General features: G+C 28.4%; 12 protein-coding genes. 9 read left to right on the top strand and 3 right to left on the bottom strand.

Annotated features, from left to right (window positions below):
* Together GFJ41_RS05975 and GFJ41_RS05970 are read left to right on the top strand one after the other, a co-directional pair.
* A partial coding sequence (locus tag GFJ41_RS05975; RefSeq protein WP_170074865.1) for an SH3 domain-containing protein occupies window positions 1-326 on the top strand: 326 nt, incomplete at its 5' end.
* Window positions 327-431: 105 nt separating this feature from the next.
* Window positions 432-1,397: an ornithine cyclodeaminase family protein gene (locus GFJ41_RS05970; RefSeq protein WP_035118432.1), complete on the top strand. Its 966-nt coding sequence runs from the start codon at window positions 432-434 to the stop codon at window positions 1,395-1,397.
* A 37-nt stretch (window positions 1,398-1,434) separates the two neighbouring features.
* Here the strand turns inward: GFJ41_RS05970 and GFJ41_RS05965 are convergent, their stop codons facing one another.
* Complete coding sequence (locus tag GFJ41_RS05965) at window positions 1,435-2,319, bottom strand: AraC family transcriptional regulator (RefSeq protein ID WP_035118435.1); 885 nt, start codon at window positions 2,317-2,319, stop codon at window positions 1,435-1,437.
* Between the two features lie 211 nt (window positions 2,320-2,530).
* On the opposite strand from GFJ41_RS05965, the gene GFJ41_RS05960 reads away from it, so the two are divergent.
* The 6 genes from GFJ41_RS05960 (at window position 2,531) to proC (ending at window position 10,063) form a co-directional block, all read left to right on the top strand.
* Window positions 2,531-3,778 carry a dicarboxylate/amino acid:cation symporter gene (locus GFJ41_RS05960; protein ID WP_085281977.1) on the top strand — a complete coding sequence of 416 codons (1,248 nt, stop codon included), beginning with the start codon at window positions 2,531-2,533 and terminating at the stop codon, window positions 3,776-3,778.
* Window positions 3,779-3,965: 187 nt separating this feature from the next.
* Window positions 3,966-5,123, top strand: a complete 1,158-nt coding sequence (locus tag GFJ41_RS05955) for an MFS transporter (protein ID WP_170074864.1) — start codon at window positions 3,966-3,968, stop codon at window positions 5,121-5,123.
* A 149-nt stretch (window positions 5,124-5,272) separates the two neighbouring features.
* Window positions 5,273-5,836, top strand: coding sequence for a helix-turn-helix domain-containing protein (locus GFJ41_RS05950; protein WP_021431129.1), 564 nt, complete (start codon window positions 5,273-5,275; stop codon window positions 5,834-5,836).
* A 20-nt stretch (window positions 5,837-5,856) separates the two neighbouring features.
* Complete coding sequence (locus GFJ41_RS05945) at window positions 5,857-6,768, top strand: trans-4-hydroxy-L-proline dehydratase activase (RefSeq protein ID WP_170074863.1); 912 nt, start codon at window positions 5,857-5,859, stop codon at window positions 6,766-6,768.
* Window positions 6,769-6,772: 4 nt separating this feature from the next.
* Window positions 6,773-9,142, top strand: a complete 2,370-nt coding sequence (gene hypD / locus GFJ41_RS05940) for a trans-4-hydroxy-L-proline dehydratase (protein ID WP_035118443.1) — start codon at window positions 6,773-6,775, stop codon at window positions 9,140-9,142.
* A 114-nt stretch (window positions 9,143-9,256) separates the two neighbouring features.
* On the top strand, window positions 9,257-10,063 hold the full coding sequence (gene proC, locus GFJ41_RS05935) for a pyrroline-5-carboxylate reductase (protein WP_053833026.1): 807 nt from the start codon (window positions 9,257-9,259) through the stop codon (window positions 10,061-10,063).
* A 124-nt stretch (window positions 10,064-10,187) separates the two neighbouring features.
* Here proC and GFJ41_RS05930 read toward each other — a convergent pair whose 3' ends face one another.
* Together GFJ41_RS05930 and GFJ41_RS05925 are read right to left on the bottom strand one after the other, a co-directional pair.
* Complete coding sequence (locus tag GFJ41_RS05930; RefSeq protein ID WP_021431125.1) at window positions 10,188-10,568, bottom strand: DUF4363 family protein; 381 nt, start codon at window positions 10,566-10,568, stop codon at window positions 10,188-10,190.
* Between the two features lie 18 nt (window positions 10,569-10,586).
* Window positions 10,587-11,237 carry a DUF421 domain-containing protein gene (locus GFJ41_RS05925; RefSeq protein WP_035118449.1) on the bottom strand — a complete coding sequence of 217 codons (651 nt, stop codon included), beginning with the start codon at window positions 11,235-11,237 and terminating at the stop codon, window positions 10,587-10,589.
* Between the two features lie 192 nt (window positions 11,238-11,429).
* On the opposite strand from GFJ41_RS05925, the gene miaB reads away from it, so the two are divergent.
* Window positions 11,430-12,863: a tRNA (N6-isopentenyl adenosine(37)-C2)-methylthiotransferase MiaB gene (gene miaB, locus GFJ41_RS05920; RefSeq protein WP_170074862.1), complete on the top strand. Its 1,434-nt coding sequence runs from the start codon at window positions 11,430-11,432 to the stop codon at window positions 12,861-12,863.
* Window positions 12,864-13,051: the final 188 nt, after the last annotated feature.

Here is a 13,051-nt window from a genome sequence, read left to right as displayed (position 1 = left end):
CATTATCAAATGGAGCAAAGGTAGAAATAGTAGAAAGTAAAAATGGATGGCACAAGATAAAATATAATGGAGGATACGGATACGTATCAGGAGATTATATAAAAATAGGAGGGAGTACAACAAACCCACCATCTACAACAAAAACAGGAGTAGTAACAGCAACTTCATTAAATGTAAGAAGTGGTTACGGATCAGGTTATTCAAAGATAGGGGCATTATCAAATGGAGCAAAGGTAGAAATAGTAGAAAGTAAAAATGGATGGCACAAGATAAAATATAATGGAGGATACGGATACGTATCAGGAGATTATATAAAAATAGGATAATATTTTAAAAAAGAGTATATAAAAGCTAACAAAAAATAGTTTTATATACTCTTTTTTGTTAAGATGATATAATTATATAAACAAAAATTAGGAAGGAGATTTTTTATGATTTATTTAAATAGTGAAGATATAATAAAGTCTATAACATTAGATGAGTGTATGGATGCTATAGAAGATGCATATAGAATGTATGCAAACAATGAGTATAATATGCCAGATAGATTACAAGTTGAGAATAATGATTTAACTTCTTTATATATGCCTTGTTTTACGAAAGAATCATTTGGTACGAAAATACTTACAGTGGCACCTAATAATGCAAAAATAAACAAACCTGTAATTGATGGAATTATGTTAGTGAATGATATAAATACAGGGGAAGTTGTTTGTATGATGGATGGGAAAACACTTACAGCAATTAGAACTGGAGCAGTAGGTGGTGTTGGAGTTAGACACACAACAAGAGCAGATGTGAAAAATATAGGATTGATAGGTACAGGAGTTCAAGGGTTTTATCAAATTATATATGCATGTAAGGCAAGAAATATAGAGAATGTTTACTTATATAATAGAACAAAAGAAAAAGCAGTTAATTTAAAAAATGAGCTAGAAAAAGAATTAAAAAATATTAATATACATATAGTAGAAACTTCTAGAGAATTAGTTCAAAAAAGTGAAGTTATAGTAACAGCAACAACTTCATATCAACCAGTTATAGAAGAAGATAAAGAATTATTGAGAGGAAAACATATAATAGCAATAGGTTCTTATAAACCTGACATGAGAGAGTTACCAGATGCATTACTTGAAATTGCAGATATTGTGGTAGTAGACACTGATTTTGCGAAGGAAGAAAGTGGAGATTTATATGTACCAATACAAAAAGGATTGATAAAATCAGGTGATATTAAGAACATGGGAGAATTTTTCAAAGAAAATAATAACGTGGACTTAAAAGAAAAAACTACTTTGTACAAGTCGGTTGGAATGGGGCTGTTTGACATGGTAGTAGCTGATAAAATTTACAAAAAATCTTTAGAGAAGAAAATAGGTCAAAATATTGAATTATAAAAAACATGTCTAAAGTTTAAACTTTAGACATGTTTTTTTATTCTATATCAAATGGATTTTTTTCGAATTCGCTTATCCTATCTAAATAATGTTTAGGAGAAACTCCATAGGCTTTTTTAAAAGCTCTAACAAAACTTGAATAATCCTTAAATCCACATTCTATACAAGCATCACTCATAAGATATCCTTTTTTTATTAATGACTTAGCATAAATAAGTCTTTTTTGAACTATATAGCTATGTAGAGAGCTTCCGGTTTGAGACTTGAATTTACGCATTAGATAATACTTGCTCATGAAAAATTTATTAGCTATAGTGTCTATAGATAAATCTTTATTTAAATTATCATTTATGTAACTAAAAATTTGTTGAATTGTTTCATCGTACTCAACATCCTCTGAAGTATCATCGCTTTTTAAAAATAGTCTATTAATTAAAACTAAGAATTGTATAAATAAAGAATTTTTAAGTATAATATGACCAAATTCATCAGAAGACTCAGCAGATTTAATTTTAAATAAAATATTTTTTAAATTTTCTAAGTCATTTGGATTAAGTCTTAACAAATTAGATTTATTTTTACTTGATATATTAAAACAAGTGAATAAATCATCTCCGTATATATTATGTTTTTCTATATATTCTGGATTTATCCATATAACTATACGTTCATAATATTTATTAGGATTTATAATAGGCTTATGTATTTCAGTATTATTTATAAATAAAATATCCCAAGGTTTTAATTTATATGATTTTCCTTCTACTAAATAATCTACATCACCAGAAATTAAAATTGTAATTTTATTAAAGTCATGGTGATGATAGTCAAACTTTATATCTCTCATATCCTTTATATGAAATATTTTAAAATTATCATCAAGATATCCAACCTTATCTATATTTTCTTTATTTATATCCATAAAAACAACCTCTCATATTCAAATAATAGTAATAACTTTAAAAATATTTACAATTTAATATACCGTAAATAAGATAAATTGTAATCGTCTATATATAGTATAGCACTTTTTACAATGCATAGGGCATTTTACGCAATGTACATGGTAAAAAAATAATAATATAATAAAATTCATTGTGCATTAAAGCGATAGTATTAAAAGGAGAAGACAAATGAAAAACTTTTTAAAAAATTATAAATCATCATTAATATTACTAGGTGCAATATTAATCGGAGGAATTGTAGGTGTAGTTTTAGGACCTAAAGCTACCATGCTAAAGCCTTTTGGGGACTTATTTTTAAATTTATTATTTATGTCACTAGTGCCTCTTGTATTTTTCAGTGTTTCATCAGCAATAGCAAATATGAACACTATGAAAAGATTAGGGAAAATAATGGGTAATATTGTTATAGTATTTTTATCAACAGCATTCATAGCAGCATTAATAGGTATTATAGGAGCTATAATTTTAAACCCAACTAAAGGATTAGATTCTAGCATGTTTACTTCTATAATAGGAAGTGGAGAAATTGTAGAAGCTGAAAAAGTTAGTTTTTTAGATCAAATTGTAAAAACTGTAACAGTTAATGATTTTAACATGTTGTTTTCAAAGTCAAATATGTTACAACTTATAGTATTTGCAGTACTATTTGGGCTTGCGACTGCAATGGCTGGAGAAAAGGCAAAAGGTATAGCAAAGTTTGTGGAAGAAGGATCAGAAGTTATTGGAAACATTATAAAAATAATAATGTATTATGCACCTATAGGTCTTGGATGTTACTTTGCATCTGTTATAGGTGAATTAGGGACTCAAATACTTTCGGGATATGTAACTGCATTTTTATTATATTTAGGAATAACTGTTATATATTACTTTGGATTCTATACAATATATGCTTATTTAGCTGGAGGAAAAGAAGGTATAAGTATTTTCTGGAAAAATGCAGTTGGTCCAACAGTTACAGCAGTGGCAACTTGCTCAAGTGCAGCATGTATACCAGTTAATTTAGTTTCTGCTAAAAATATGGGAGTACCAGATGATATAGCAGAAACAGTTGTACCACTAGGTGCTAATATCCATAAAGATGGATCTGTAATTGGAGGAGTATTAAAAATAACATTTTTAATGGGAATTTTCGGAATGGATATAACTAACCCATCTACACTATTAAGTATATTAGTAGTTTCATTTTTAGTAGGTGCCGTTGTAGGTGCTATACCAGGTGGTGGAGTAATTGGAGAAATGTTAATACTAAGTGTATTTGGATTTTCACCAGAAATGCTACCTATAATTACTGTTTTAGGAACAGTTATAGATGCACCGGCGACACTATTAAACTCAGCAGGAAATACTGTTTGTGCTATGATGGTTGCTAGATTAGTTGAAGGTAAAAACTGGCTGACTTCTAAGTCTAACTAGAGAAAAGATCTGGATATAGATTTTCATCTATATCTAGGTCTTTTTTACGCTTAAGCAATTTTATTTATTATTTGAGCGACATGAAGTAGTTGCAGACGTAGTCGCTCAAGCAAAGCGAATTTTTCATCATTTTACTACAAAAATATGATATAATGGAGTGTATTTAACAGATTGAAGGGAGCAAGACATGACAAAATACTATTTATACTATGTACTTATATATGGTGGTTTAGGAGCCTTTATACCGTATATAGTTCCATACTTAGAAGGATCATTAAATCTATCTGCTACGCAAATAGGAATCATAACATCTATACCATCAATAATAGGAATATTGGTTGTTCCTCTTTGGGGGATTATAACTGATATAACTAAAAAAGATAAAAAAATACTTGGAATTTGTGTAGCTATAAATTGTTTAATAATGGGGATGTACTCAAGTGTAAAATTATTCCCTGTATTACTTATAGTAGCTACGTTAGCAGAGGCATTTAGATATGCAATATCACCTTTAGCTGATAATATAACTACAGATTATTGTAAGCATAAAAATTTAAATTATGGGATTATAAGAAGCGGAGGATCTGTAGGTTTTGCGCTTATAAGTTTTTTAACAGGTCAACTTATAAAAGTAACATCGAATTCTAGAATTATATTTTTAGTATATATAATTTTATTTGTGGTTTCTTTAATAGTACTTCCGTTTTTAGATTCTAAAAAATATGATGAAGAAGAAAAGTTAAAAGACTCAACGATGAAAGAAGATTTAAAAGAGCTTATAAGAGATAAATCATATTTATGGCTTTTAGCTATTGTTATATGTACAATAAGTATTAGTGAAGTAACTAATGCTTATCAAGGTTTATATTTAATTGATCTAGGCGCAAGTGAAGGTGATATAGGTATACTAGTGATATTTACAGCTTTACCTGAAATATTTTTTATGTCAAAAATTAATTCGCTAGTTTTAAAATATGGATATAAAAAAGTATTTAAAATAGGTATACTTACATTTTTAATAAGATGGATAACTTGCTTATTTGCAACTTCTCCAATGATATTTATACTTACGGCTCCACTTACAGCTTTAGCATTTTCAACAATGTTAGTGTCATATATTGGATATATAAAAGATAAATTTTCTAGTGAAATTCAAGCTACAGCTTTAACATTAACATCAATGGCGATTGGGGTTTCTTCTGCATTAATCAAGTTACCTGTTGGATTTGGAATAGATGTATTTGGATTAAAAACTATATATATACTATCGATAGTAATAACTTGCTTAGGGTTTATTGTTTGTAGTGTAAAGAAAGAGAGTAAAAATGAAAAAGCTATAGGCTAAATGCCTATAGCTTTTCTTATATTTAATTTTACATATAAAAAATTTGATATAACTAAAAAAAGTTAATTATATGTAAAAATTGATAGACAAATTTATAACAATATAGTATATTTAAATTGAGGAAATGGTTTTCGAAAGAGGGGTTAGATATGAATGAGCATATAGGAGCTAAGATAAAAAGCTTGAGAACACAAAGAAAAATGACATTAAAAGATTTAAGTGAAAAAACTAACTTATCTATTGGTTTTTTATCTCAGTTAGAGAGAGGATTAACTAGTATAGCAACAGACACATTGGGGAGTATTGCAGATGTATTTGAAGTTGAGTTATCTTATTTCTTTTTAAAGCCAAGAACTAAGAAAAGACCGATAATTAGAAGTTATGAAAAAGAAGTTTTTAATATATGTACATCTGGATGTATCCAGTACAATTTATCTAATGACTTAAAGGAAAAGGTTATGCTTCCTAGGTTTTTAGATATTCTTCCAAATAATACAGATGAAGATATACAGTCATATTCGCATGAAGGAGAAGAATTTGTATATGTATTAGAAGGAACTTTAACACTATTTTTAGATGGGGAACAACATGAATTATATCCTGGAGATAGTATACACTACAATTCTTCAAGAAATCACAATTGGGCTAATTATACAAATAAAATGGTAAGGATGATAGTTGTTGCAACTCCAAATCCTTTTAACAATAACTAAAACTATTTGAAGGTGATTAAATGAATAAGCCACTCATATTGAATATACAAAAATATAGTTTGCATGATGGGGATGGAATTAGAACTACAGTATTTTTTAAAGGATGTCCTTTAGAATGTATATGGTGTCATAATCCAGAAAGTCAGGATTACAAAAAAGAAGTTTTATATAATGAAGAAAAATGTTTAAAGTGTGGGACTTGTATAGAGAAATGTCCTAATAAAGCTATATATAAAGGTTTAGATGTAATTGAATTGAGAAAAGAAAAGTGCACATATTGTGAGACTTGTATAGATTTTTGCTTAAACAATGCAAGGGAAATAGTTGGGAAAACATATGAAATAAAAGATTTAGTAAAAGAATTAATAAAAGATATGGCTTTTTATGAAGAGTCAGGTGGAGGCGTTACTTTATCTGGAGGCGAAGTAATGACTCAGGATATAGAATATATAAAAAAACTAGTAATTTCATTAAAACAAAAAGGTATAAACGTAGCAATAGATACATGTGGACATTCAAAGTTTGATAACTATGAAGCTATATTACCATTTGTGGATACATTTTTATACGATATAAAGTTAATAAGTGATGAAAAACATGAATTTTTTACTAAGAAATCAAATAAATTAATTCTGAATAATTTAAAGATGCTAAGTGAAAAAGGAGCAAATATAAACATAAGAATACCTTTAATAGAAGGTGTTAATGTAGATGATAACAATGAAGAAATTAAAAAAATAATAGATTTTATAAAGCCTTTAAACATTGCAAAAGTTAATATATTGCCATACCACAATATAGGAATGCACAAATACAAAAAGCTTTATATGCAGTATGAAGGAGAAAATTTAAAACGACCTTCAGACGAGAAATTAGAGGAAATAAAACAAATTTTCAAAGCAAATAATTTTGAAATAAAGATTGGGGGATAATCATATGGAAAGAGGAAGTTTTGAAAGAACTAAAAAACTTAGAAAGCAAAGTATAGAGACTCAACCTTTTATAACTATTGAAAGAGCTAGGCTTATGACAGAAGGATATAAAAAATATGAGGGAAGTGTTGAAATACCAGTACTTAGAGCTTTAGCATTTAAACACTATATGGAAAATAGAACTCTTTGTATAAATGATGGAGAACTTATAGTTGGAGAAAAAGGAGATTCGCCACAAAGTACACCTACTTATCCAGAATTATGCTGCCATACAATGGAAGATCTAGATATAATGGATAAACGAGATATTATATCTTTTAAAGTGAGTGATGATGTAAAGAAAATTCACGAAGATGAAATAATACCTTTTTGGAAAAATAGACAAATAAGACAAAAAATAGTTAATTCAATGGAACAAGAATGGTTAGATTGTTATGAAAATGGAGTGTTTACAGAGTTTATGGAACAAAGAGCTCCTGGGCATACAGTTTGTGGGGGAACAATATATAAAAAGGGATTTTTAGACTTAAAGAAGGAAATTGAAGTAGAAATAAGCAAACTAGATTTTGTTAACGATAAAGAAGCCTATGATAAAAAAGCTCAGTTAGAGGGAATGGCTATTGCTTGTGATGCTTTAATTATATACGGAAAACGTTATTCTGAATATGCTAAGCAATTAGCAGAGAAAGAAACTGATGAAGATAAGAAAAAAGATTTATTAACTATAGCTAAAAATTGTGAGGTAGTACCTGCAAATAAACCTGAAACATTCCACCAAGCAGTTCAGATGTATTGGTTTGTTCACATAGGTGTTACTACAGAACTTAATATATGGGATGCATTTAGTCCAGGTAGATTTGATCAACATTTAAATCCTTTTTATGAAAATGATGTAGAAAATGATACATTAGATAGAGATATGGCTAAAGAAATTTTAGAATGCTTATGGATTAAATTTAATAATCAACCAGCACCTCCAAAAGTAGGGGTTACACTAAAAGAAAGTGGAACATACACTGACTTTGCAAATATAAATACAGGAGGAGTAACGGAAGATGGTAAAGATGGAGTTAATGATGTAAGTTATATTATTCTAGATGTAATGGATGAAATGAAATTATTACAACCTAGTTCAAATGTACAAATTAGTAAAAAAACTCCAAGTAAGTTCTTAAAAAGAGCATGTGAAATTTCTAGAAAAGGTTGGGGTCAGCCTGCATTTTATAACACAGAAGCAATAATTCAAGAGTTATTAGAAGCAGGTAAAACAATAGAAGATGCTAGATGTGGCGGAACTAGTGGTTGTGTAGAAACAGGATGCTATGGAAAAGAAGCATATATACTTACAGGTTATTTAAATTTACCTAAAATTCTTGAAATAACTTTAAATAATGGTATAGATCCTATGACAAATAAAAAGCTTGGGATAGAAACTGGTGATCCTAATAACTTTAAATCTTACGAAGAGTTATTTAATGCATTTAAGTCTCAATTAAATCACTTTGTAGAAATAAAGGTAAAAGGAAACAATGTAATTGAAAGAATATACTCAAAGCATATGCCAGCCCCACTTATGAGTGTTATAGTAGATGATTGTATAAAAACTGCAAAAGATTATAATGCAGGTGGAGCAAGATATAACACAAAATATATACAAGGTGTTGGGATAGGAACTATAACAGATAGTTTAACTTCTATAAAATACAATGTATTTGATAAGAAAAAGTTTAACATGAGTGAATTACTAGAAGCTTTAAAAAATAATTTTAATGGATATGAAGCTATATATAACATGGTAGTTAACAAAACTCCTAAATATGGTAATGACGATGACTATGCAGATGATTTAATGCAAGATGTATTTAATTCATTCTATAATGAAGTTACAGGGAGAAAGTCTCCTATGGGAGCTGAGTATAGAATAAATATGCTACCTACAACATGCCATGTTTACTTTGGAGAAGTTATGGGGGCTAGTGCTAATGGTAGATTAAGTCAAAAGCCATTATCTGAAGGTATATCTCCAGAAAAAGGTGGAGATACGAATGGACCTACTGCTGTTATTAAGTCTTGTTCTAAAATGGACCATTTAAAAACAGGAGGAACGCTTTTAAATCAAAGATTTGCTCCTGCTGTAGTACAAGGAGAAGAAGGGCTAGAAAATATGTCTAACTTAGTTAGAGCTTATTTCAATATGGATGGACACCACATACAATTTAATGTATTTGATAAAAATGTATTGTTAGCAGCACAAAAAAATCCAGATGAATATAAAGACTTAATAGTTAGAGTTGCTGGATATAGTGATCACTTTAATAATTTAAGCAGAGCTCTTCAAGATGAAATAATAGGAAGAACAGAGCAAAGCTTCTAATATATTTAAAAAAATATTAAATAGGGTATGTTTTAAGATTTTTATATTCTTAAAGCAGACCCTATAACTATTTAAACAAAATGATAAATTTATAACACAAAAGGAGAGATATTTATGAACAAAAAAATAGGATTTATAGGGGCAGGTAACATGGCTAAGGCTATGATAGGTGGAATTGTTAAATCTAAACTAGTAGAGGCTAACAATGTGTTTGCATCTGATTTAAATGAAATAGCACTTGAAAATGCTAAAGATGAATATGGAATAAATACAACAAATGACTCTAAGGAAGTAGTAAAAAACAGTGATATAGTTATTGTAGCTGTAAAGCCAAATGTGTACGATCTAGTATTAGAAGGAGTTAAAGAATTAATAGACAATGAAAAAATAATTGTAACTATAGCTGCAGGTAAAACAATAGAATCAGTAGAAAATGTAATAGGTTCAGATAAGAAGGTTATTAGAACTATGCCTAATACTCCAGCTTTAGTCAATGAAGGTATGAGTGCTCTTTGTAAAAATAAAAATATAACTGATGAAGAACTAAATCTTGTAAAGGAAATATTTAGCTCATTTGGTAAGGCGGAAGTAGTAAATGAATACTTAATAGATGCAGTCATTGGGGCAAGTGGATCAGCACCTGCATATGTGTTTATGTTTATAGAAGCTATGGCTGATGCAGTAGTTGCTGCAGGAATGCCAAGAAATCAAGCGTATACATTTGTATCTCAGGCTGTTATGGGTTCTGCAAAAATGGTACTTGAAACAGGTAAACATCCAGGTGAATTAAAAGATATGGTATGTTCTCCAGGTGGAACTACTATAGAAGCAGTTAAAACTTTAGAAGCAGAAGGATTCAGAAACTCAGTTATAAAAGCAATTGATGACTGCATAGAAAAATCTAAAGAAATGAGTAAGTAAATAATAAATATATATTAAAAAAGCAAAAATATTAAGGTGAATACATAAGTCTTGAACAAGAGAATTATATATTCACCTTTTTTTAGATATTAATTTAAACTCATAAAAAATTATATTAATTATTTTATAATATATGGTCAAGACTATGTTTTTCTGACTCAATCAACCTATGAAGAGAAATTTTTATTACATCTATTTGTTCTAAGCAAGTTGAAACATCTTTTAAATAAATACCATCAGATAATATATTAAAAGCTAGTTCAATATCACCTATATGACAATGGTTTAAAAATTTAAAAAACTGCTTGGATTCTTCTTTGAAGTCATCCTTTAAGTTATTAGTATACTCTTCACATTTTTCCCAGTCTTCACTCTTAACATACATTTCTAGTTTATCCATCTCATTAGTATATTTAAGAGAAAAATCCTCAGCTTTTACAGATATAAAAAGGCCAAATATAACTAAAGCAATAGTCCAAACTATAGTGAATACAATAGATTTCATATATCCACCTCCTAAAAATTATTTCTTCTGTATAAAGAAGTTATCTTTTTCATCTAATACACAAATTAACGTTTCTGATACTGAATTTATATTGTGTTTTTTTAGGATTGATAAAAGCCAATCTGAACTTTTATTTATACTCTTAAGATTTTGTTTGATTATTTCACCATCTAATATTAAGGGCAATGGTAGATGTTTAAAGTTTTCTGTAGGAACTTTTTCGTAACTAGGAGTAGGTACTATACTAAGATTGCCATCAGTTTCAAGAATTGCGTAATAAACATCTTTTAAGTTGAAATAACCTTGTATTCTTAATTGTTCTAAAAGTTCATCCATAGATACTCTTTCTTCTTTTAAAGCTTTATAGTTAAGTCTTCCTTTATCTATTAAAATTGCAGGATTTCCATTTAACAAAAATCTAATGCTTTTAAATTTTAGAGTTAAAAAAGATATTATAATTTGCATAAAAACTAAACCAGTAAGAGATGCGATTCCATAAATTATAGGTATTTCGTTGTTTTGCATAGGGATAGCGGCAACCTCTGCAATTAGAAGCGTTATTACCAAATCAAATGAATTCATTTCTGCAATTTCGCCTTTTCCCATAATTCTAAGACTTATTAATACCGCCATATAAAGAACTATACTTCTAATTAAAACTACAATCATAAGCTTCCATCCTTTATTTTTTATTATGTCTAATTTTAAAATAGACACATACTATTATTTGTATTTATAAAAAATATATACAAGCAAATGTCAAATGCATCTTTAAAATGAAGTATAAATTTGGTATAATTAATTTTAAATTCAAAAATTAGACAGCAAAATGTCATCGAAGTAATTTAAGGAGGGCTAGTTGTGGCTAAAAGAAAACAAGTACACGTTCCTATAGAAAAAATTCAAGAGCAAGATAGATTTATAGAAGCTATAGCTGAAACGACAAATAGATATTATGCGATACATGGAAGAAAACCTAGATATATGATACAAACTTTTGGGTGTCAAATGAATGAACATGACTCTGAAAAATTATGTGCAATGTTAGATAATATGGGATATATTCAAGGTTTAACAGCTGCAGAATGTGATTTAGTTATATACAATACTTGTGCAGTAAGAGAAAATGCTGAGTTAAAAGTATATGGAAACTTAGGGCAGTTAAAGTTTTTAAAAAGAAAGAATCCAGATTTAAAAATAGCTGTGTGTGGATGTATGATGCAACAAAGTCATGTTGTTGAAGAAATAAAAACTAAATATAAGCATGTTGATTTAGTTTTTGGGACACATAACTTATACAAATTCCCTGAATTATTAGCTAAATCTATGGATACTGAAAAAACTTTAATAGATGTTTGGGATGTAGATGGAGAAGTTGTAGAAGGGCTTAGAAGCAATAGAAAATTTGAGCTTAAAGCATTTGTAAACATAATGTATGGATGTAATAATTTCTGTACTTATTGTATAGTTCCTTACACAAGAGGTAGAGAAAGAAGTAGAACTCCAGAGGATATAATAAATGAAATAAAAGAATTAGTTGCTAATGGAACAAAAGAAATAACTTTACTTGGTCAAAATGTTGATTCTTATGGAAAAACTTTAGAAAATCCAATTAGATTTGATGAGCTTTTAAGAATGGTAAATGAAATAGAAGGAATAGAAAGAATAAGATTTATGACATCTCACCCTAAAGATATATCAGATGAAGTTATATATGCTATTAGAGATTGTGATAAAGTTTGTGAATTCTTACACTTACCAGTTCAATGTGGAAGTTCTAGATTACTTAAGATAATGAATAGACACTACACTAAGGAGTATTACTTAGAGATAATAGAAAAAGCTAAAAAGGAAGTTCCAGATATAGCATTTTCTACAGACCTAATGATAGGATTCCCTGGCGAAACAGAAGAAGATGTAGAAGACACTATAGATGTTGTAAGAAAAGTTAGATATGATTCAGCATTTACATTTATATACTCTAAGAGACAAGGAACTCCTGCTGCTAAAATGGAAAATCAAATTCCTGAAGAAATAAAACATGAAAGATTTAATAAAGTTTTAGCAGAGGTAAATAATGTCTGTGCAGAAATAAATAAATCATATGAAGGAAAAGTAGTTGAAGTTTTAGTTGAGGGAAAAAGTAAAACAGACGAAAATAAATTCACAGGAAGAACTAGACAGAATAAGTTAGTTAACTTTGAATCTGATGTTCAAGACATCATAGGAACTCTTGTTAATGTTAAGATATTAGATTCAAGAACATTCTCATTAAACGGAGTAATAGAAAAATAGGAAAATATTTTCAAAAAACAACCACAAAGGTTGTTTTTTTTTGTATAATATAAATGTAATATATAATATTAAATTATTGATTTTAAATATATAGCCTATAAGTTTGATTAAAAAATTATACTTATAAGGGGAAACTTGAACTTCAAGTTGGCTAATATTTAAAATTAAAATATAAACTATTTGGCAGA

The organism is Paraclostridium dentum, assembly GCF_012922555.1.
Lineage (GTDB): Bacteria > Bacillota > Clostridia > Peptostreptococcales > Peptostreptococcaceae > Paraclostridium > Paraclostridium dentum.
Note: the sequence above shows the minus strand (reverse complement) of the source record. Positions and strands in the feature narration are given on the sequence as shown.

Excerpts from the sequence above, each read along its gene's own strand:
- GFJ41_RS05970 (WP_035118432.1), top strand. The coding sequence starts at position 432 with ATGATTTATTTAAATAGTGAAGATATAATAAAGTCTATAACATTAGAT.
- GFJ41_RS05965 (WP_035118435.1), bottom strand. The coding sequence starts at position 2,319 with ATGGATATAAATAAAGAAAATATAGATAAGGTTGGATATCTTGATGAT.
- GFJ41_RS05960 (WP_085281977.1), top strand. The coding sequence starts at position 2,531 with ATGAAAAACTTTTTAAAAAATTATAAATCATCATTAATATTACTAGGT.
- GFJ41_RS05955 (WP_170074864.1), top strand. The coding sequence starts at position 3,966 with ATGACAAAATACTATTTATACTATGTACTTATATATGGTGGTTTAGGA.
- GFJ41_RS05950 (WP_021431129.1), top strand. The coding sequence starts at position 5,273 with ATGAATGAGCATATAGGAGCTAAGATAAAAAGCTTGAGAACACAAAGA.
- GFJ41_RS05945 (WP_170074863.1), top strand. The coding sequence starts at position 5,857 with ATGAATAAGCCACTCATATTGAATATACAAAAATATAGTTTGCATGAT.
- hypD (WP_035118443.1), top strand. The coding sequence starts at position 6,773 with ATGGAAAGAGGAAGTTTTGAAAGAACTAAAAAACTTAGAAAGCAAAGT.
- proC (WP_053833026.1), top strand. The coding sequence starts at position 9,257 with ATGAACAAAAAAATAGGATTTATAGGGGCAGGTAACATGGCTAAGGCT.
- GFJ41_RS05930 (WP_021431125.1), bottom strand. The coding sequence starts at position 10,568 with ATGAAATCTATTGTATTCACTATAGTTTGGACTATTGCTTTAGTTATA.
- GFJ41_RS05925 (WP_035118449.1), bottom strand. The coding sequence starts at position 11,237 with ATGATTGTAGTTTTAATTAGAAGTATAGTTCTTTATATGGCGGTATTA.